The sequence below is a fragment of the Nocardiopsis protaetiae genome (genome assembly GCF_045446735.1).
GTDB classification, from domain to species: domain Bacteria; phylum Actinomycetota; class Actinomycetes; order Streptosporangiales; family Streptosporangiaceae; genus Nocardiopsis; species Nocardiopsis protaetiae.
In genome coordinates, this window is record NZ_JBJJBV010000130.1 from 1 (window position 1) to 19,610 (window position 19,610).

At 72.6% G+C, this 19,610-nt stretch carries 15 protein-coding genes and 1 rRNA gene; 6 read left to right on the forward strand and 10 right to left on the reverse strand.

Annotated elements, in window-relative coordinates; translation table 11 throughout:
* Positions 1–32 precede the first annotated feature (32 nt).
* The 6 genes from ACJOT3_RS19760 to ACJOT3_RS19785 all read right to left on the reverse strand — a co-directional run bounded on the left by ACJOT3_RS19760 (position 33) and on the right by ACJOT3_RS19785 (position 5,254).
* Entirely contained in the window at positions 33–944 is a 912-nt protein-coding gene (locus ACJOT3_RS19760; RefSeq protein WP_406974346.1) for an ABC transporter substrate-binding protein, read from the reverse strand.
* Positions 945–990: 46 nt separating this feature from the next.
* A complete protein-coding gene (locus ACJOT3_RS19765; RefSeq protein WP_406974348.1) occupies positions 991–1,671 on the reverse strand; it encodes an ABC transporter permease in 681 nt (226 codons plus the stop codon).
* Positions 1,672–1,673: 2 nt separating this feature from the next.
* The gene (locus ACJOT3_RS19770) at positions 1,674–2,465 is read right to left on the reverse strand and encodes an ABC transporter permease (RefSeq protein WP_406974350.1); all 792 of its coding nucleotides are present in this window, start codon (positions 2,463–2,465) and stop codon (positions 1,674–1,676) included.
* Positions 2,462–3,571: an ATP-binding cassette domain-containing protein gene (locus ACJOT3_RS19775; RefSeq protein ID WP_406974352.1), complete on the reverse strand. Its 1,110-nt coding sequence runs from the start codon at positions 3,569–3,571 to the stop codon at positions 2,462–2,464. The genes ACJOT3_RS19770 and ACJOT3_RS19775 overlap by 4 nt, the downstream gene beginning before the upstream one ends.
* A gap of 259 nt (positions 3,572–3,830) precedes the next feature.
* The gene (locus tag ACJOT3_RS19780; RefSeq protein ID WP_406974354.1) at positions 3,831–4,502 is read right to left on the reverse strand and encodes an HAD family hydrolase; all 672 of its coding nucleotides are present in this window, start codon (positions 4,500–4,502) and stop codon (positions 3,831–3,833) included.
* Between the two features lie 11 nt (positions 4,503–4,513).
* Positions 4,514–5,254 (reverse strand): NUDIX hydrolase, encoded by a 741-nt coding sequence (locus tag ACJOT3_RS19785; RefSeq protein ID WP_406974356.1) that lies wholly within the window; start codon positions 5,252–5,254, stop codon positions 4,514–4,516.
* A 135-nt stretch (positions 5,255–5,389) separates the two neighbouring features.
* Here ACJOT3_RS19785 and nadA point away from each other — a divergent pair, with 135 nt between their 5' ends.
* Positions 5,390–6,388 carry a quinolinate synthase NadA gene (nadA, locus tag ACJOT3_RS19790; protein ID WP_406974357.1) on the forward strand — a complete coding sequence of 333 codons (999 nt, stop codon included), beginning with the start codon at positions 5,390–5,392 and terminating at the stop codon, positions 6,386–6,388.
* Between the two features lie 138 nt (positions 6,389–6,526).
* Entirely contained in the window at positions 6,527–7,963 is a 1,437-nt protein-coding gene (locus ACJOT3_RS19795; RefSeq protein WP_406974359.1) for a sigma-70 family RNA polymerase sigma factor, read from the forward strand.
* Positions 7,964–8,148: 185 nt separating this feature from the next.
* Here the strand turns inward: ACJOT3_RS19795 and ACJOT3_RS19800 are convergent, their stop codons facing one another.
* The gene (locus ACJOT3_RS19800) at positions 8,149–8,763 is read right to left on the reverse strand and encodes a TetR family transcriptional regulator (RefSeq protein ID WP_406974360.1); all 615 of its coding nucleotides are present in this window, start codon (positions 8,761–8,763) and stop codon (positions 8,149–8,151) included.
* Between the two features lie 383 nt (positions 8,764–9,146).
* Here ACJOT3_RS19800 and ACJOT3_RS19805 point away from each other — a divergent pair, with 383 nt between their 5' ends.
* The 4 genes from ACJOT3_RS19805 to ACJOT3_RS19820 all read left to right on the forward strand — a co-directional run bounded on the left by ACJOT3_RS19805 (position 9,147) and on the right by ACJOT3_RS19820 (position 13,505).
* Positions 9,147–10,178 (forward strand): MBL fold metallo-hydrolase, encoded by a 1,032-nt coding sequence (locus ACJOT3_RS19805; RefSeq protein WP_406974362.1) that lies wholly within the window; start codon positions 9,147–9,149, stop codon positions 10,176–10,178.
* Positions 10,179–10,338: 160 nt separating this feature from the next.
* On the forward strand, positions 10,339–11,691 hold the full coding sequence (locus tag ACJOT3_RS19810) for a glycosyltransferase family 4 protein (protein WP_406974364.1): 1,353 nt from the start codon (positions 10,339–10,341) through the stop codon (positions 11,689–11,691).
* A 90-nt stretch (positions 11,692–11,781) separates the two neighbouring features.
* Positions 11,782–12,447 carry a class I SAM-dependent methyltransferase gene (locus ACJOT3_RS19815; RefSeq protein ID WP_406974371.1) on the forward strand — a complete coding sequence of 222 codons (666 nt, stop codon included), beginning with the start codon at positions 11,782–11,784 and terminating at the stop codon, positions 12,445–12,447.
* The gene (locus ACJOT3_RS19820) at positions 12,447–13,505 is read left to right on the forward strand and encodes a prenyltransferase (RefSeq protein WP_406974366.1); all 1,059 of its coding nucleotides are present in this window, start codon (positions 12,447–12,449) and stop codon (positions 13,503–13,505) included. Before ACJOT3_RS19815 ends, ACJOT3_RS19820 begins: the two co-directional genes overlap by 1 nt.
* A 122-nt stretch (positions 13,506–13,627) precedes the next feature.
* On the opposite strand, the gene ACJOT3_RS19825 is transcribed toward ACJOT3_RS19820, so the two are convergent.
* From ACJOT3_RS19825 to rrf, 3 genes are all read right to left on the reverse strand, one after another.
* Positions 13,628–16,753: a transglycosylase domain-containing protein gene (locus tag ACJOT3_RS19825; protein ID WP_406974368.1), complete on the reverse strand. Its 3,126-nt coding sequence runs from the start codon at positions 16,751–16,753 to the stop codon at positions 13,628–13,630.
* 216 nt (positions 16,754–16,969) lie between these two features.
* Positions 16,970–17,602: a class I SAM-dependent methyltransferase gene (locus tag ACJOT3_RS19830; protein ID WP_406974370.1), complete on the reverse strand. Its 633-nt coding sequence runs from the start codon at positions 17,600–17,602 to the stop codon at positions 16,970–16,972.
* A 1,866-nt stretch (positions 17,603–19,468) separates the two neighbouring features.
* Positions 19,469–19,584: ribosomal RNA gene (rrf, locus tag ACJOT3_RS19835) — 5S ribosomal RNA — on the reverse strand.
* Positions 19,585–19,610 lie beyond the last annotated feature (26 nt).

Below are 19,610 nucleotides of genomic sequence, written 5' to 3' on the forward strand. Positions count from 1 at the left end.
CGGGCCGGGCGGCCCGGGCACGGCGGCGGAGCCTAGGCCAGGCCCTGGGCCTGGAGCCACTCCTGGGCGACGTCGGCCGCCTCCTCGTTCTCGATGATGATCCGCTCGTTGAGGGCGGTCAGCTCCTCGGTGTTCAGTGCCGCCGACACGGCGTTGAGCACGCCGCGGGCGGCCTCGTCCACCTGCTCGGAGTTGATCAGCGGGGTGATGTTCTGGGCGCCGAACAGGTTCTCCGGGTCCTCCAGGACCACGAACCCCTGGGCGGCGATCTGCGGGTCGGTGGTGAACAGGTTGGCGGCCTGCACGTCCCCGTCGTTGAGCGCCTGCGGGATCAGCGCCGGGTCCAGTGCCTGGAACTCACCGAACTCCACACCGTAGGTGTCGGCCAGGCCCGGCACGCCCTGCGGCCGGGTCTCGAACTCCGCCGGGGCGCCCAGGGTCAGGTCGCCCGCCACGTCGGCCAGGTCGGCGATGCTCCCCAGGTCGTGTTCCTCGGCGATCTGCGGGGTGACCGTGACGGAGTCCTTGTTCTCCGCCGCGGACGAGTCCAGGATCTCCAGCCCCTCGGGCAGCGCCTCGGTGATGGCCGCGTTGGTCTCCTCAGCGGTGCCCACCGGGGCCTGGTTGTCGAGGTAGGCCAGGATGCCGCCGTTGTACTCCGGGAACACCGACAGCCGGCCGGACTCGATCTGCGAGTAGTACACCTCCCGGCTGCCGATGTTGAGCTGGTACTCCACGTCGAACCCCTCGGCGGCCAGGGCGCGCCCGTAGATCTCGGCGAGCAGCGCGCTCTCGGGGAAGTCGGCCGAGCCGACGACGATGGCGCCGGAACCGCCGGCCTCGCCGCCCTCTCCCCCGTTCTGCTCCTCGAAGGGGTCGCTGCCGCCGCAGGCGCTGAGCAGCAGCACCAGGGGGAGCCCGGCGAGGGCGATCCGTGTCTTCATCTCTTGGAACCTTCTCTCTCGTCGGCCCGCCGCGGCGGCGGACCCTTCACCGCGCGGTCGCGGCCTGCGCGCGCAGTCCGGGGGCGACCAGCAGGCGGCGCGCCCCGGCGAACAGGAGGGTGGTGACGATGGCCAGCGCCACCACCAGGACGGAGCCGCCCAGGATCATCGACAGGTTCTGCTGGGCCTGGCCGTCGAAGATGTAGCGGCCCAGGCCGCCGACGCCCACGTAGGCGGCGATGGTCGCGGTCGCCACGACCTGCACGGCGGCGGTGCGCAGCCCGATGAGGATGAGCGGCAGGGACACCGGCAGTTCCAGGCGCAGCAGGACCTCGCGCCCGCGCATGCCCATCCCGCGGGCGGCGTCGCGCAGTCCGGGTTCGACCGAGCGCACGCCCTCGTGGGTGTTGACCAGGATCGGCGGCACGGCCAGCGCCACCAGGGCGGCGATGACCGGGACCAGGCCGATCCCGGCGGCCATGACGACGAGGAACAGCACGCCGATGGTGGGCAGGGCGCGGGCGAAGTTGGCCAGGCTCGCGGTGAGGAACCCGCCCACGCCGGTGTGCCCGGTGAGCAGGCCGACGGGCACCGCGATGAGCGCCGACAGCGCCAGGGCAAGCAGCGAGTAGTACACGTGCTCGCCGAGCCGGGCGGGGATGCCCGAGGACCCGCTCCACTGGGCGGGGTCGTTGAACCAGGCGATGAGGCCGTCGAGGATCTCCACGGTCACCCCTTCCCCGGCGGTGCGACCGCCGCCGGCTCTAGCGTCTCGGCCCCCGCGGGGGCCGCGGCTGCCCGGCGGCGGCGCCCGAACCCGGCGCGCGGCCGGTCGCGCCGCGCCCACGGGGTGAGCAGGCGCTGGGCCACCACCAGCAGGGCGTCGGTGGCGAAGGCCAGCACCACCACGAGCACGACGCCCACGACGATGGGCGCGTCGAACTGGCGGCGGAACCCGTCGCTGAGGATGAGCCGCCCCAGGCCGCCCAGCCCCACCAGGGAGGCGACGCTGACCATGCTGATGGTGGCCACCGACGCCACCCGCAGCCCGGCGATGATGACCGGCACCGCCACCGGCATCTCCACCCGGACCAGGCGGCGCAGCGGGCCGAAGCCCATCGCCACGGCCGCCTGGCGCACGTGGTCGGGCACCTGGTTGAGCCCGTCGACCACGTTGGGCAGCAGGATGACCAGGGTGTACAGGGCCAGCGGGATGATCGCCGTCCAGTCGCTGAACCCGGTGTAGGGCAGCAGCAGGAAGAACAGGGCGATGGAGGGCACGGCGTAGAGCACGTTCACGCCGGTCAGCAGCGGCGGGTACAGCACCTTCCAGCGCACGCAGGCCAGGCCCAGCGGGATCGCCAGGGCCAGCCCGATGGCGATGGACGCGTACGCCAGCCGGACGTGCTCCGTCAGCCGGGGCAGGACGCCCCGGCCGGGCTCGTCGGGGAAGGACCAGTTGGCGGCGGCCCAGTCCCACACCCCCTGGACCCAGTCCAGCACCCCGGTGACGGCGCTCATTCGGTCACCGACCACAGGGCGGTGCCGAGCTCGTCCTGGCTGACCACGCCCAGCACCCGGCCGTCGCCGTCCACCCCGACGGCGCGCCCGGCGGGTGAGAGCACGGCGGCGTCCAGCGCGGCGCGCAGGGAGTCGGTCTCCACCGTGAACGTGTGCCCGTAGGGGACGGTGTCCAGTTCGCCCAGGCGGATGCCGGAGGGGACGTCGGTCAGGGAGCGCTCGGAGATCCACCCCAGGGGCGTCCGGCCGTTGTCGACGACCAGCAGCCAGGGGTGTTCGGCGGCGACGTGCCGCACGTCCTCGACCTTGAGGTCGTCCTCGAAGACGACGTCGTCGCGCAGAGGCAGGGTCCGGGCGGGGAAGAACGACAGCCGGCGCACGCCGCGGTCGTGTCCGACGAACGCCTCGACGAAGTCGTCGGCGGGGGCGGTGAGCAGCCGTTCGGGGGTGTCGTACTGGGCGAGTTCGCCGCCGGGGCGGAACACCGCGATGCGGTCGCCCAGGCGCACGGCCTCGTCGATGTCGTGGGTGACGAACACGATGGTCTTGTGCAGCTCCTGCTGGAGCCGCAGGAGTTCGTCCTGGAGTCCGGTGCGCACAACGGGGTCGACGGCGCTGAAGGGTTCGTCCATGAGGAGGACGGGCGGGTCGGCGGCCAGGGCGCGGGCGACGCCGACGCGCTGCTGCTGTCCTCCGGAGAGCTGGTGGGGCCAGCGGCGGCCCATGGCGGGGTCGAGGCCGACCAGGTCCATGAGTTCGGCGGCGCGGGCGCGGGCGGCCCTCTTGGAGGTGCCCAGCAGCAGCGGCACGGTCGCGATGTTGTCCAGGACGGTGCGGTGCGGGAAGAGCCCGGCCTGCTGGATGACGTATCCGATGCCGCGGCGCAGCCGGGCGGGGTCGTGTTCGCGGATGTCGACGCCGTCGATGCGCACGGTCCCCCGGGTGGGTTCGACCATGCGGTTGATCATCCGCAGGGACGTGGTCTTGCCGCTGCCGGAGGGGCCGACGAAGACCGTGGTCCGGCCGGTCTCGACGGTGAGGTCGAGGTCGGCGACGGCGACGGTGCCGTCGGGGTAGTGCTTGGCGGCGCCCTCGAAGGTGATCATCGGGGTCTCCAGTCCGGGGCGGGGCTGATGGTACGGGTGCGGCCCCTGGCGGGCGGGGTGACCCCCGGGGCGGACCGTTCGACGGTACCCCTGTTCGAGTCGGCCAAACGGGAGGGACGCACACCGTGACCGGATCGGCATTTGTCCACTTTTCCCACCAGATAGATAGGATATAGGACCGAAGCGTAGCAGCGGAACAGGCCGGTGAGAACGGCCGACACGACCGGGCCGCCGCCGGGCCGGGCACGACCGGGCGGGGCTACGACCGGGCCAGCGCCCACTCCGCGACGGCGTGCAGGTCGTCGGCGACGATGTCGGCCCGTCCCGCGTCGGGCGAGGCGGCGTGCCGGTACCCGTAGATCCCCCGGCGCAGCAGGGCCGTGGCCATGCCCGCCCGCCGCGCGGGCAGCACGTCGTTGTCGACCCGGTCGCCCACGTAGAGGACCTCCCCGGCGGTGATCCCGGGCCGGGCGGCGGCGGCCAGGTCCAGCGCCCGGTCGAAGAACTCCGGCTGCGGCTTCTTCACGCCCCAGATGTCGGAGATCCCGACCCCGTCCACGCCCAGCCCCATGACCTCCAGGGCGGGCCCGGCCTCGGGCGGCTGGTTCCCGGCGATGACCAGCGACAGCCCGCCGCGGCGCATGGCCTCGAACGCGGGCCGCACGTCCGGGTACAGGTCCTTCTCCCCGAAGTGCTCGCGCTCGCCATCCGGGTCCTCCGCCCGCCAGCGCTCGCTCTCGGCCGCCAGGTCGAACCCGGGCACCAGCAGCCGGAACCCGTCGGTGAGGGTGCCGCCGTCGGCCAGCACCCCGCCGATGGTCCCGAAGAACGCCATGTGCGGGATCCCGAAGCGGTCGGCCCAGCGCGCGAAGATCCGCGTCTCGTCGACCAGCGTCTCTCCGACGTCGAACACCACAGTACGAATAGCCACGTCGAGAAAGCTTACAAGCCGTTCGCCCCCTGGCCGGGGGGCCGCAGCACCGCGAAGGCGTCGGTGATGTGCAGGCTCAGCGACCGGAACCGGAAGAGCGCGGCGGGCCGCCCGCCCGACCGCCCCGAGGGCACCGAGCGCCCGGTCTCCTCGATCTGCCCCCGGCGCAGCAGCACCCGGCGCAGGTTGGTGGCGGCCACGTCGTGGCCCAGCGCGGCCCGGTAGTAGCCCGACAGCTCCGACATGGTGAACTCCGGCGGGGCCAGGGCGAACCCGACGTTGGTGTAGCTGAGCTTGGCGCGCAGCCGCTGGCGCCCGGAGCGCACGATGGAGGCGTGGTCGAAGGCCATCGGCGGCAGGTCGCCGGCCGGGTGCCAGCGGGTGTCGGCGGGCACCACGGGGTCGATGTCGGCGGGGACCAGGCCCAGGTAGGCGGTGGCCAGGGTGCGGCGCTCGGGGTTGCGGTCGGGGTCGCTGCGCGTCTCCAGCTGTTCCAGGTGTGAGAGATCGCGCACGTCGACCTTCTGGGCGAGCTGGCGGCGGATGGAGGCGCCCAGGCTCTCGTCGGCGCGCAGTCTGCCGCCGGGCAGCGCCCACTCCCCCTCGCAGGGCGGCAGTGCGCGGCGCCACAGCAGGACGCACAGCTCCCCGGCGCGGATCTGGAGAACGACGGCGAGCGCCTCGTGCGCCGAGAGGCCCGTGTCCTCGACCACGGAGCCCACCACCTGTCCGTTTGCTTCCGGGATATCCACCCTGTCCCTTCCGTTCCCCGACATGTTAAGCTGCCACAGGTTTGTGCCTGACAGACAAAAACCCTGTCTCCCCGCACCGACCAGCCACGGCGCGGCGTCCACGCCCGCCCACAGCCTCAAGGAAGTAGTACGGACATGGCACCGGTCACCGCCTCGGCGGACACCATGACCAGGCAGGAATGGGCCGCCGAGGTCCGCCGCCTGGCGCAGGAGCGCGACGCGGTCATCCTCGCGCACAACTACCAGCGCCCGGAAATCCAGGACGTCGCCCACCACACCGGCGACTCCCTGGCCCTGTCCCGCCTGGCCGCCACCGTCGACGCGAGCACCATCGTGTTCTGCGGCGTGCACTTCATGGCCGAGACCGCCAAGATCCTGGCCCCGGAGAAGACCATCCTGCTGCCCGACCCCGAGGCGGGCTGCTCCCTGGCGGACACCATCACCGCCGAGCAGGTGCGCCAGTGGAAGGCCGAGCACCCCGGCGCGGTCGTCGTCGCGTACGTCAACACCACCGCCGCGGTCAAGGCCGAGACCGACATCTGCTGCACCTCCTCCAACGCCGCCGACGTCATCCGGTCGATCCCCGAGGACCGGGAGATCCTGTTCCTGCCGGACCAGTTCCTGGGCGCCCACGTCAAGCGCGTCACCGGCCGCGAGAACATCCACATCTGGATGGGCGAGTGCCACGTGCACGCCGGCATCGACGGCCACACCCTGCGCCAACGGGTGGAGTCCGAGCCCGACGCCGAGGTGTACGTGCACCCCGAGTGCGGCTGCGCCACCTCCGCCCTGTACCTGGTCGGCAGCGGCGCCGTGCCCAAGGAGCGCGTCAAGGTCCTGTCGACCGGCGGCATGCTCACCGCGGCCGAGAACACCACCGCCAAGAAGGTCCTCATCGCGACCGAGACCGGCATGCTGCACCAGCTGCGCAACGCCAACCCGACGACCGAGTTCGAGGCGGTCAACTCGCGCGCCGAGTGCCACTACATGAAGATGATCAACGCCGACAAGCTGCTGAACTCGCTGCGCTTCGGCACCACGGAGATCACCGTGGACACCGACACCGCGGACCGGGCCCGCCGCTCCGTCGAGCGCATGATCGCCATCGGCTCGCCCTCCCGCGGGGGCGAGTGAGCCGGGGCTCCTCACCCCCGGCTAGGGTCCGGAGACCCGGCGTGAGGTAACAGAAACCTCACCTTCACGCCACAGTCCCCGGATTCCCCCGCGCGGCCCGACTCCCCCCACTACCGTCTGCGGTGTGGGGGGAGAATCGTGACCAGAGGCAACGAAAGAGACGAACCGGCTCAGGCCCAGGAGACCGTCGAGGCGCTCTACGACGCCTTCGCACCGGCCCTGTACCGGTACGCCTGGTCCCTGCTGGGCGAGGGCCCCGGGGCCGCCGACGCCGTGCACGACGGCCTGGTCGCCGCGCGCACGCTGACCGAGCGCCCCGCCGACCCGGCCGAACGCACCTCCTGGCTGTACGCCCTGGTCCGGGCGGCCGCCCGCCGCCGCGGCTTCGTCCACGTGTGCCCCTACGCCCGGCTGGCCACCGTGCCCGCCGAGGTGCCGGTCGCGCGCATGTTCTCCCGCCTGCCGGCCAGCCACCGCGAGCTGGTCGAGCTCCACCTGCGCCACGCGCTGTCGGCCTCGGCGATCGCCCGCGTCCTGGGCCTGGACCACGACCTGTGCGCCGAGCTGGCCCGCTCGGCGGTGCGCCGCGCCGCCGACGGCCTGGCCGAGGCCCGCGACCCCGAACGCGCCGCCCGCGCCCGCGAGCGCGTGCCCGCCGACGAGGGCCCGCCCTCCCCGGCCGCCTGGCGGGCCCGGATGGAGGAGGTCTCCACCGCCCTGGCCCTGCTGCGCCCGCCGGGTCCGCCCCCGGGGCTGCGCGAGCGGGTCGTGGACACCTGCACCGACCCCGCGCTGGACGACGAGCGCCGCCGCATCGCCCGGGAGATGCACCCGCTCACCTCCGACGGCTACCCGCTGCACCGCTCCCGCGCCGCCGAGGACGCCGCCGGCGTCGCGGCCGCCGCCGAGGACACCGACGCCGACACGGGGGTGCCGCGCCCGGCCCGGGTGCTGCCGGGCGACCGGCTGAGCACCGCCGACCACCCGGTCCGGGAGGAGCACCGCGCCCCGCTGCCCGGACCCGAGGGGGCGGCCGAGGACGGGGAGGAGGTGGCGCCGCGGCGTTCGCGCCGGGCGCTGCCGGTGATCGCCGGGCTGGCCACCGCCGCCCTGGCCATGGCGCTGTGGGGCTGGGCGGGCGCCGTGGACGACCCCGCCACCGTCATCGGCGCGGGCCCGGACGACCCCCGGCCCGAGGGCTCGGTGTTCACCGGGGTGGAGACCGCCTCCAGCGCCGCCGACACCCGGCCCGAGGCCGGGCCCACCGCCCCGGCCTCCCCGGCGCCGGGCACCCCCGACCCCGCGCAGGCCGAGCAGGACCCGCAGGAGGAGACCGGCCCCGGGACCGACGGCGGCGACGCCGAGCCGGGTGAGCCGGGGACCCCGCCCGCCACCCCGGGCGCCCCCGAGGGCCCGCCCCAGGCCGGGCCGCCCGCGGAGGAGGTCCCGCCGTCGGTGCCCTCGCCCGACCCCGGAGACGACGGCGCCTCCGGCGAGGAACCCGGCAACGGCGGGTCCGATCGCGGAGGCGGTCTGCTCAGCGGTTTGCTGGGCCTGCTCCTGGGCGGTGGCTGAGGCCCGGATTCGCGAGGCGCCGGCGGGGTTCTGGAGGCTCTGGAGGAGAAGTCCGGGGGGCCGAAGGTTCCCGCCCTCGAAGGGCGCCGAGCCAGGGAGCAGGGCTGCGGCCGCCAGGCCGTCCGTTGAGGGTGGCGGTGGGCGACGGGTGGGCCGAAGCGGAGCGGAGGCTCAAAGGAGCACGGCTAGAACGCGGCGAGGAGGCGTTCGGCGGCGATGTGCAGCCGGCGCTCGACCTCGTCGACGTCGCGGCGGCCCTTGAGGACCTCCACCAGTTCGAAGATCCACACGCTGGTGAGCGATCCGGCCAGCACGTAGCCCACGCCCTCGCGGTCGATGTCGGGCTCGCCCTCCGCGGTGTCCTGGACCGCGAGCGAGCCGGCGGCCACCCGCCAGACCAGGTCGGTGATGCGCACGTCCAGCTCGATCTTGACCTCGGCCATGATGAGCGAGCGCACCAGCGCGTCGGCCAGCTCCGGCTCGCGCATCAGCCCCCGGGTGGCGCGCAGCAGCACGTCGACGGCGCGGCCGGAGGGGGTGTCGGCGGTGGGCGGGCGGCGGACGATGCCGCCTTCCAGCAGGTCGAGCTCCTCGGTGACCACGGCCACGACGAGGTCCATCTTGGAGGGGAAGTAGCGGTAGAGGGTGCCCAGGGCGACCCCCGCCCGCTCGGCGACCGAGCGCATCTGCATGGCCTCGACGCCGCCGCGCACGGCCAGGGCCGCGGCGGTCTGCACGATGCGCTTGCGTCGCTGGGTCTGGCTTCGGGACATCGTGCCGATCGGCGCCTGCACCGCCACAGGATCTCTCCCATTCGTCATCGGTCGCGCGCCGACTGCTCGCCGCGGCGCCGAGAGGGCTACCAGGTGTGGCCGAGGCCCGTCCGGAGCGCCGACCTGATGAGAACACGTTATCCAACCGCTTCCCGTTCGCGCAGCGGTTCCCTTCCATGATTCACGCCTCATTGACCAACGTTGCAGGGGCCTGACGGAACCATCCCGGAGCTTTTGGGAACGCTGGTACAGGATTTATAGAATATGTTCTATTTCGCTCCCGGCCGGGTCGTTCGCCCCCGGCGGTCACCCTGGGTACACCTCCGAGGCCGGACCCCCTCCCGGCCGCGCCCGGCGAGCCCCCTCGCCCTAGAATAGAATCCGATTCTGTTTCCAGTGAGAGGCCGCCCATGCCCGACACACCCCCCGTCGAGGACCTCGGAGACGGCGTGTGGAGCCTGCCGGTGCCCATCCCCGGCAACCCCCTCGGCTTCACCTACGTCTACGTCCTGACCGGCTCCGAGGGCCCCGTCCTCATCGACACCGGCTGGGACCACGACGACGCCTGGGACGCCCTGGTCAAGGGCCTGGCGCGCACCGGCCACACCGTCCAGGAGGTGCGCGGCGCCGTCCTCACCCACTTCCACCCCGACCACACCGGCCTCACCGGGCGGCTGCGCGAGGCCTCCGGCGCCTGGCTGGCCATGCACCCCGCCGACATCGCCGTCACCGAGCACCTGCTCTCCCGCGACGACGACACCCGCCGGCGGGAGCTCGCCGACCAGATGCTCGCCGCCGGGTTCCCCGCCGACGACACCGCCGAGCTCCTGGCCGGGCCCCGCTACTCCCCGCCGCCGGTCGTCCCCGACCTGCCCCTGGCCGACGGCGCCCGCGTGGACCTGCCCGGCCGCGACCTGCGCGCCGTGTGGACCCCCGGCCACACCCCCGGCCACCTGTGCCTGCACCTGGCCGACGGCGGGCGCCTGTTCACCGGCGACCACATCCTGCCCCGCATCACCCCGCACGTCGGCCGGTTCCCGCTGACCGCCGACGCGGGCGACCCGCTCGGCGACTTCCTCGCCTCCCAGCGGATCATCGGGGACCTCCCCGGGGCCGACTCGCTGGTGTGCCTTCCCTCACACGAACGCCGCTTCGGCGGACTCCGCACCCGCGCCGCGGAGATCATGGAACACCACGAGGACCGCCTCGCCGAGATCCTCCTGCTGCTCCGGACCACCGGCGCCGCCACCCTGTGGGAGACCTCCAGGGGCCTCACCTGGCGCCGGCCCTGGGCCGACATGAGCGTCCGCTCCCGCCACATGGCCGCCGCCGAGACCGCCGCGCACCTGCGCCTGACCGAGGAGCGCGGGCTGACCACCCGCACCGGCACGCCCGACCTGCCCCGCTGGGCCGCCGTCACCGGCCCCGATGCCCCCGCATAGGATCTCTGGCAACCGGCCCGGGGGCCGACCCGAACACAACTGACGAGTAACATATGGGACGCCCGTACCCGCCACCGGCCCGACCCGCGCGCGACGCCCGGCGGCGACCACCCCGCCACCGCGGCGGCCGGGCCCCGCGACCCAACGAAGAGGTGGACTCTTGACCCAGTCGGGCACAAGCACGGGACCGCACCCCGACCGCCCCCTACGCGTCGCCCTGCTCTCCTACCGGAGCAAGCAGCACGTCGGCGGCCAGGGCGTGTACGTCCGCCACCTCTCCCGCGAACTGGCCGCACTGGGCCACCGGGTCACCGTCTTCTCCGGCCAGCCCTACCCCGTCCTGGACGAGGGCGTCACCCTGGAGAAGATCCCCTCCCTCGACCTCTACAACGACGCGAACCCGTTCGTCGCCCCGCCGCTGCGCGAGTGGCGCGACTGGATCGACGCCCTGGAGGTCGCCACCATGTGGACCGCAGGCTTCCCCGAACCCCTCACCTTCTCCCTGCGCGCCAACCGCGAGCTGCGCCGCCGCCTGGACGAGTTCGACGTCGTCCACGACAACCAGACCCTGGGCTGGGGCCTGCTCGGCATCAAGTCCGCCGGACTCCCCCTGGTCACCACCATCCACCACCCCATCAGCGTCGACCGCCGCATCGAGATCGACGAGGCGCAGGGGTGGCAGAAGCTCTCCAAGCGCCGCTGGTACGGGTTCGTCAAGATGCAGGCCAGGGTGGCCCGCCGCCTCGACCCGATCCTGGTGCCCTCCCAGTCCTCCGCCGACGACATCGCCCGCGAGTTCGGCGTCGCCCCCGGGGCCATGGAGGTCACCCCCCTGGGCGTCGACACCCGCTACTTCCACCCGCGCCCGGAGATCGAACGCGTCCCGGGCCGCATCGTGTGCACCGCCAGCGCCGACAGCCCCCTCAAGGGCGTCGCCACCCTGCTGCGCGCCGCCGCCAAACTCGCCACCGAACGCGACGTCACCCTGACCATCGTCAGCAGGCCCCGCCCCGGCGGACCCACCGACACCCTGGTCGACGAGCTCAGCCTGCGCGACCGGGTCGAGTTCGTCAGCGGCATCGACGACACCGAACTGGCCGAGCTCATCGCCACCGCCCAGGTCGCCGTCGTCCCGTCCTTCTACGAAGGCTTCTCCCTGCCCGCCGTGGAGGCCATGGCCTGCGCCACCCCGCTCATCGCCAGCCGCGCCGGGGCCCTGCCCGAGGTCGTGGGCACCGACGGCGACGCCGGCCGCCTCATCGCCCCCGGCGACCCCGAGCTGCTGGCCGCCGAACTCGCCCGCCTCCTCGACGACGACGCCGAACGCGAGCGCATGGGCGCCGCCGCCTGGCGCCGCGTCCAGGAGCGCTTCACCTGGCGCGCGGTGGCCGAGCTGACCGCCCGTCGCTACGCGTCCACCATCGCGTCCGTCACGGGCCGGCGCCCCGCCGACGGCGACGACCGCCCCGAGGGCGACAGCCGCCCCGCCCCCGCCCGGGCCAACGGCGCCTGAGCACCTTTTTCGCAGAACACGAGGGAGCCTCCACTGATCACCGTCGACTTCACCCTGTTCCCCGTCGGTCCGGGCGACCGCGTGCTCGACTTGGGCTGCGGCGGCGGCCGCCACGCCTTCGAGGTCTACCGCCGCGGCGCCGACGTCGTCGCCTTCGACCAGAACGTCGAGGACCTGGCCTCGGTCGAGACCATGTTCGCCGCCATGAAGGAGGAGGGCGAGGCCCCCGCCTCGGCCACCGCCGAGACCGTCAAGGGCGACGCCCTCGACATGCCCTTCGACGAGGGCAGCTTCGACCGCGTCATCGCCGCGGAGATCTTCGAGCACATCCCGCACGACACCGCCGCCATGAAGGAGCTGTACCGGGTCCTCAAGCCCGGCGGCATCGCCGCGGTGACCGTGCCCAGCTTCCTGCCCGAGCGCATCTGTTGGGCCCTCTCGGAGGAGTACCACACCAACGAGGGCGGCCACATCCGCATCTACACCCGCGCCGAGCTGGAGGCCAAGCTCAAGGCCACCGGGTTCCTGATCGGCCCGCACCACCACGCGCACGCCCTGCACGCGCCCTACTGGTGGATCAAGTGCGCGGTCGGCACCGACAACAACGACCACCCGCTCGCCAAGGCCTACCACGAGCTGCTCGTCTGGGACATGTTCCAGGCCCCCAAGGTGACCCGGGTGGCCGAGCGCCTGCTCAACCCGGTCATCGGCAAGAGCGTGATCGTGTACGTGCGCAAGCCGCTCGACGCCGCCTGATGTCCGTCGTCACCGCACCGGACGACCTCACCCTGCGCCTGCCCGGCGTCCTGGACGCCGGGCAGCTGCTGCGCTCCGCCGGCTACCTGGTCCGCAGCCAGGAGCCCTGCGGGGCGCTGCCCTGGTTCCCCGGCGGCCACACCGACGTGTGGGACCACGTCGAGTGCGCCATGGCGCTGACCGTCACCGGCCTGTGGGAGCCCGCGCACGCCGCGGCCGCCCGCCGCGCCTACCGGTGGCTGGCCGACGCCCGCCACCCCGGCGGCGGCTGGCCCGCCAAGTTCCGCCAGGGCGTGCCCGCCACCGAGCTGCGCGAGGCCAACCACGCCGCCTACCCGGCGGTGGGGCTGTTCCACCACCTGCTCGTCACCGGGGACACCGCCTTCGCCGAGGAGCTGTGGCCCGTGGTGGAGGAGGGGCTGGAGTTCGTGCTGGCCCTGCGCGGCGAACACGGCGAGATCCTGTGGGCGCGCTCGGAGGACGGCTCCGCGGGCGACCACGCCCTGCTCACCGTGTGCGCCAGCGTGCACCACGCGCTGCGCTGCGGCGCCGCCCTGGGCGACCGCCTGGACCGCCCCCGCCCGGAGTGGACCAAGGCCGCCGACCGGCTGGCCGGCCTTATCAACGACGACGAGGACCTGTTCGCCGACCGCGGCCGGTTCTCGATGGACTGGTTCTACCCGATCCTGGGCGGCGCCGTCCGCGGCGACGCCGCCCACGCCCGCCTGGCCGAGCGCTGGGACCGGTTCGTGGTCCCGGGCCTGGGCGTGCGCTGCGTCGACGACCAGCCGTGGGTGACCGCCGCCGAGACCTCCGAGCTGGTCATGGCCCTGGCCGCGGTGGGCCGGGTCGACGACGGCTTGCGCATCCTGCGCGAGGTGCAGCACCTGCGCGACGGCGACGACGGCATCTACTGGACCGGCTACCAGTTCGCCGAGCAGGTGCGCTGGCCGGTGGAGCGCAGCACCTGGACCACCGCGGCGGTGATCCTGGCCGTGGACGCCCTCACCCGGACCACCCCGGGGTCGCGGGTGTTCCTGCACACCTGGGACGACTGAGCCCGGCACACGGGAAGGACGGCCGGACCCGGCGCACACGCGAGAGGGGCCGCGGACACGGGGGTGGATCCACCCGGTGTCCGCGGCCCCTCTTCTGCTCCGCGTCACTTCCGCGCTTCGGGCTAGTCGGAGGGGAAGGCCCTGCCCTCCTCGCCGCGGCCCGGCGGGATCTCCCCGCCGCCGCCGTCCCCGTCACCCGGGCCGGGCACCTCCGGCACCTCCGGGACCTCGGGCACCTCCGGGACGGGGACCTCCGGCACCTCGGGGACCTCGGGCGTGCCCGGGTCCTCCGGGGTGTCCTCCGGGAGCTCCTGCACCGGCTCCTCCGGCTCCTGCGTGGAGGGGTCGGGCGCCCAGTACTGGGTGGACCCGGCGAACGCGGGCTGCGGGAACTCCTTGCGCTCGTAGCCCTCCATCACCCGCTGCATGTAGTTGCGCCAGATGGGCGCCGCCACACCGCCGCCGGAGATGTCGTAGCCGGGGATGCTGAACGACCGGTTGTTCTCGTTGTAGACGCCCACGGCCGTGGACAGCTGCGGGGTGTACCCGACGAACCAGGCGGCGACGCTGTCCGAGGTGGTACCGGTCTTGCCCGCCACCGGGTGCGTCCAGAAGTTCGCCGAGACGCCGGTACCGCCCTGGACGACCTGCTCCAGCGCGTAGGTGACGTCCGCGGCGGTCGATTCCTTGATCGCCTGCCGGGACTCCACCTCGGGCCGGACCTCCTCGCCCTCGGCGTTGAGGATCGACTTGATCACGTGCGTGTCGTTGTGGCGGCCGCCGTTGGCGAAGGTGGCGTACCCGCCCGCCTGGGCGACCGGGGTCACCGACGAGACGCCCAGCGCCAGCGTCGGCACCAGCTGGTCGTCGAGGATGCTGCCCTCGTCCAGGCCGATGTCGTACGCGGTGTCGCGCACCTTCTCGTAGCCCAGCTCCATGTTCAGGTTGACGAAGCCGAGGTTGTTGGAGACCCGGGTCGCCTGGACCAGGTCCATCGGCCCGCCCCGGGCGCCGCCCGCGTTGCCGACCGGCGAACCGTTGATGGTCTGCGGCCCGGTGCCGTCCACGAAGCTGTGGAGGCTGTAGCCCTCCTCCAGGGCGGTCGCCAGCACGTACGGCTTGAACGCCGAACCCGCCTGGGCGCTGCCCAGGAAGGCGCTGTCGTACTGGTTCTCGTAGTAGTCGTGACCGCCGTAGAACGCCAGCACCTCACCGGTGGCGGTGTCCACGGTCGCCAGGCCGATGTTGACGCCCTGGGGCAGGACGTCGTTCGGAACGGACTCGTTGACCGCCTCGTAGGCGGCGTCCATCATGTCCTCGTCGAAGGTGGTGACGATGGTGAAGCCCTGCCGGTTGATCTGGTCCTCGGTGAGCTCCAGCTCCTCCAGCTCCCGCATCGCGGCCTCGTACATGTAGCCGCGGTAGCCGCTCAGGTCGTTGTCCGACCCGGGCTCGTACTCGATCGGGGCGGGGAACTCCATCTTGTCGGCCTCGGCCTGGGTGATGGCACCCGTGGTCACCATGCCGTTGACGACGTAGCGCCAGCGCTGCTCCATCTCCGGCGTGGTGTTGACGTCGGCCTCACCGAACGGCGTCGGCTGCTGGATGGCGGCGGCCAGGAAGGCGGCCTCCTCCGGGGTCAGCTCCTTGGTGTCCTTGTCGTAGTAGGCCTGGGCGGCGGCCTGCACACCGTAGGCCTGGCGGCCGAAGTAGATGGTGTTGAGGTACTGCTCCATCACCCATTCTTTGGACTCGCTCTGGTCGACCTTGATGGAGATGATGATCTCCTGGATCTTCCGCGAGACGGTCTGCTCGAAGGAGACGCCCTCGTAGTAGTTGCGGACCATCTGCTGGGTGATGGTCGAACCGCCCTGGACCTGCTGGCCGGTGACCGTGGACCACACGGCACGGGTGGTGCCCCGCACGGAGACACCGGGCTCGGTCCAGAAACCGCGGTCCTCGGCGGAGATGACGGCCTCGACGACGTGGTCGCCGCCCTCGGTCATCTCCTCGTAGGTGATGGGGTCGCGGTCGGTGCCGCGGTAGGCGAACTCGGTCTCGCCGTCGCCGAAGTAGAAGGTGGAGCCTTGCTCCACGGCGTCGGCCTTGGCGGCGTCGGGGACCTCGACGGTGCTGTAGAAGTAGGCGAAGGCTCCGCAGGCGATGATGACCATCAGCGCGGAGGCGACGAGGAAGGTGCGCAGGAGGCGCCACCAGAGGGGCTTCTTGCGCTTGCCCTTCTTCTTGGCCTTGCCCTTGCCGGGCCCGGTCCCGGCGGGGCCGGTCGGACCTCCGGGACCGGTGGGGCCGCCGGGGCCTCCCGGACCCTGCGGCGGGCGGCCGCCGCCGGCGGCGGCGCTCCCGACCACGTGGGACATCCGCTGCGGCTGCGGCCACATCGACCCGGCCTCGGCGGCGGACTCCTCGGTGACCTCGGGCTCCGTGGCGGGCCCGGCGACACCCTGCGGGGCCGGGGGCCCGGCGGGAGGCGTCACCGGAGGGGCCATGGGAGGCGTGGCGGGCCCGGGCGCGACCGGGGGCGCCGCAGGGGCCCAGGACGGGCCGGCGGGCGGCACCTGGGGTGCGGTGGGAATCCGGTACGGGTTCTCCGGCGCCCCGCCCTTGGCGTCCTCGGCGGCGGACTCCGCGGACGCGTCGGCGGACTCCGGCCGGGACGCCTGGGGGGGCTGCTGGGACTCCTGTGAGGCCTTGGGCGTGAACCACGACTCCGCGGCCGGCTCCGCCGCCTCGGCGGCGGGGGTCGCCGGAACCGTGGTGTCGTCCTCCCCACCGGAGGACGGGGTCGCGGGCTCCGCGGCGGCACCGGTGGAGGTGTCCTTCTCCGCCTCTGCGGACGCCGTTTCGGGCTTGTCGGTCGCCGAGGTTCCGGTCACCTCCGGCAAGGCCTCGGTCACGGGTTCGGCCGCGGGCTCCGGCGCCGTTCCCTCCTCCTCGGAGTCGAAGCCCTGCTCGGCAAGGACCTGGGCGACCCGCTCCCGGAAGAACGTGCCGCTGGTCTTGAAAGTGATGGGTCCGGAATCGGACGCCGACCCGGCGTCCTCGCCACCACCGGTGGACGGGGCACCGCCGGTCGTGTCCTCTCCGGCGTCGGACAGCTCCTCGGCAGAGGTGTCGTTGGTCTCCGGCGCGATGTCCTCGTCAAGCTCGGGGCGCTGCCCATCCGCCCCGTTCGCGCCGTTTCTGCTCTCGCTCAGCTCCCCGCCCCCATGGCAAATCACGTCCGGCACCGTGCCGTCCTGGTGTTTGACGCGCAACTGCCCCGGATCGGTTCAGTCGAGTCCGGACCGAAGCGGTCTTTCGGGGGATAACGCCACCATCGCTCCGCCCCTCATCGACACGATACCGGTCCGTAACCATGTCAAGGCCGAATACATAACCGGGTGGTGACTTCTTACCGAAGGCTTACCCGGCATAGGTGTGTCCCAGGCCGCCCCCTGTCCCGGTCAGGCGATCCGCTCCAGGACCCGCATCGAACCGACCACCGCGACCTCCTTGAACCGCCCGGAGTCCAGGGCCCGGAGATAGATGTTGTACGGCGGGCGGCCGCCGTCCTCGGGGTTCGGGAAGACGTCGTGGATGACCAGCGCCCCGCCCGGGGCCACGTGCGGGCTCCAACCCGCGTAGTCGGCCTGCGCGGCCTCCTCGCTGTGGCCGCCGTCGATGAACAGCATCCCCAGCGGCGTCCCCCACACCGAGGCCACCTCGGCCGAACGGCCGACCACCACGATGACCTCGTCGTCCAGCCCGGCCCGGGTGAGCGTCCGGCGCAGGTGCGGGAGGGTGTCGAACTTCCCACTCTCCTCGTCGACGAGCGTCGCGTCGTGGTACTCCCAGCCCTCCTGGTGCTCCTCGGACCCCCGGTGGTGGTCCACCGTGACCACCTTCACCCCGGCGGCCCGGGCCGCCGCACCGAGGAAGATGGTCGACTTGCCGCAGTAGGTACCGATCTCGACCACGGGCCCGACGGGGGCGTAACGGAGAGCGGTCTCGTACAGCGCGGTGCCCTCGTTCGTGGGCATGAAGCCTTTCGCCGCCTCGGCGGCGGCGAGCAGGTCGGCGGGGATGGGATTCGTCATGCGTGAATTGTCCCACCGCCCGAACACCCCCGGCACCGCACCCCACCTGCACAGGGCTGTGCTCCACCGCTGGCCCCGGGGGTTTCCCGCCTGCCCGGGGCCTCAGCCACAGCCCGGTCACCTTCCTGGCCACCCCCGCCCCAGGGGGTGACGGCCGCGGGAGGCCTTCTGTCCCGGCCTCAGGGGGTTTCCCGCCTGCCCGGGGCCTCAGCCCCAGCCCGGTCACCTGCCCGGGGCCTTAGCCACAGCCGGAGTGCGTTGTGCCTCCCCCGCCGCAGGGGGTGACGGCAGTAGGAGGCCTCCCGCCCCGGCCGCAGGGGGTGTCGGTAGAGCGGGACGGGGCCCGGGCCCCGGGGGGTGAGACAGCAAGAGCAGGTTTCCAGGACAGCAACCATCTGCGGAGGGCGGTGTAGGGGGCCGGTCTCGGTCGCGTTGGTCTCCACGGGTCACCGTTTGGGAACGTACAGACCCGGGCTGGGCGCGGAGCCGTCCCCACGGTACGAGGTCCGGCAGACCACAGAGGCGTACGCGTTGGACTCACGTCCCTGGTGGTGGGGGTGTTTTCCAGGGGACGGGTCGGGGCACAGCGCACATCCCCGGCCACACAGGTCCACGGAAAGACGCCCCGACTGGAAACAGGCTGTTGCACAGACCTCGCTTGAAACCCCGACCACAGACGGGGTAACCCCCGCCGTCACTGCCCTCCCCGACCACAGGGGGTGTCGGGAGGAAGAACCTCGGCCTGCGCTCCAGAGGGTGAAACCCCGGCTCCCATTGCCCTCCCTGGCCACAGGGGGTGAACCGCGTCCACACTTTCGGTGGTACCGGAGGCGGTCCCGCCTCCCGATACCCCCTGTTCCCAGGCCCAAGGACAAGCGCGGCCGTCACCCCCTGCGGCGGGGATCCCGGTCTTTCCTCCCGACACCCCCCGTGTCCGGGCCCAGCAGGTAACCGCGGCCCTCACCCCCTAGAGCGCAGGTCGCGGTTCACCTTCCGGCCTTGGGCCAGGGCTGCGGGTAACCGCGGCCGTCACCCCCTGCGGCGCAGGTCCCGGTCCTTCCTCCCGACACCCCCTGAGGCGGGGAAGGCGATCGGGGCGGGGGTTACTACGCCAGGTGTCTGGGCTTTCAAGCGAGGTCTGTGCAACCGCGGGTTTCCAAGCGGAGCGTCTTTCCGTGGACCTGTGTGGCCGGGGATGTGCGCTGTGCCCCGACCCGTCCCCTGAAAACACCCCCACCACCGGGGACGTGCAGGAGACGCGTACGTCTCTTTGGTCTGCCGGGCGTCGTACCGTGGGGACGGCTCCGCGCCCAGCCCGGGTCTGTACGTTCCCAAGGGGTGACCCGTGGAGACCAACGCGACCGAGAGCGGTCCCCTACACCGCCCTCCGCAGATGGTTGCTGTCCTGGAAACCTGCTCTTGCTGTCTCACCCCCTGGGGCCAAGGTTCCAGTGGCGTGACCCGGCTGGGGCCGGGGCCCCAGGGAAAGCGGAAACCCCCCGGAGTTGAGGACACCAGGAAACCAACCGGCTGGGGCCAAGGCCCCGGTCGGGCGGGAAACCCCCTACGGCGAAGGTCCCGACACCCGCAGGCCCTCACCCCCACAGGACCAAGAACGGAGGCAACGCCTCCGCCCACCCCCGGAACCGGAGGAACCGATCCCCTCCCCCGAACTGTGCCTGGGCCCCAAAACAGACACACCCCCACCCCCCACAGCGTTAACAAAGAACACCCACAAAACCGCCCGCCGGCCGGCCCCGGGGCACAAAAAAAGGGGGCCGTTCCGAAGAACGACCCCCCACAAACAAACCCCGAAAACAGGGAAAGCCCCCTCTGCAACAGAGGGGGCTCTCAACCCGAAGAAAACCGTGGCGGCAACCTACTCTCCCACCCCACCACAGGGCAGTACCATCAGCGCAAGGAGACTTAACGACCGGGTTCGGAAAGTAACCGGGTGTGACCCTCCCACCATAACCACCACGGAAACCCAACACCCAACACCACACCC

Excerpts from the sequence above, each read along its gene's own strand:
- ACJOT3_RS19775 (WP_406974352.1), bottom strand. The coding sequence starts at position 3,571 with ATGATCACCTTCGAGGGCGCCGCCAAGCACTACCCCGACGGCACCGTC.
- ACJOT3_RS19805 (WP_406974362.1), top strand. The coding sequence starts at position 9,147 with ATGCCCGACACACCCCCCGTCGAGGACCTCGGAGACGGCGTGTGGAGC.
- ACJOT3_RS19830 (WP_406974370.1), bottom strand. The coding sequence starts at position 17,602 with ATGACGAATCCCATCCCCGCCGACCTGCTCGCCGCCGCCGAGGCGGCG.
- ACJOT3_RS19760 (WP_406974346.1), bottom strand. The coding sequence starts at position 944 with ATGAAGACACGGATCGCCCTCGCCGGGCTCCCCCTGGTGCTGCTGCTC.
- ACJOT3_RS19770 (WP_406974350.1), bottom strand. The coding sequence starts at position 2,465 with ATGAGCGCCGTCACCGGGGTGCTGGACTGGGTCCAGGGGGTGTGGGAC.
- nadA (WP_406974357.1), top strand. The coding sequence starts at position 5,390 with ATGGCACCGGTCACCGCCTCGGCGGACACCATGACCAGGCAGGAATGG.
- ACJOT3_RS19820 (WP_406974366.1), top strand. The coding sequence starts at position 12,447 with ATGTCCGTCGTCACCGCACCGGACGACCTCACCCTGCGCCTGCCCGGC.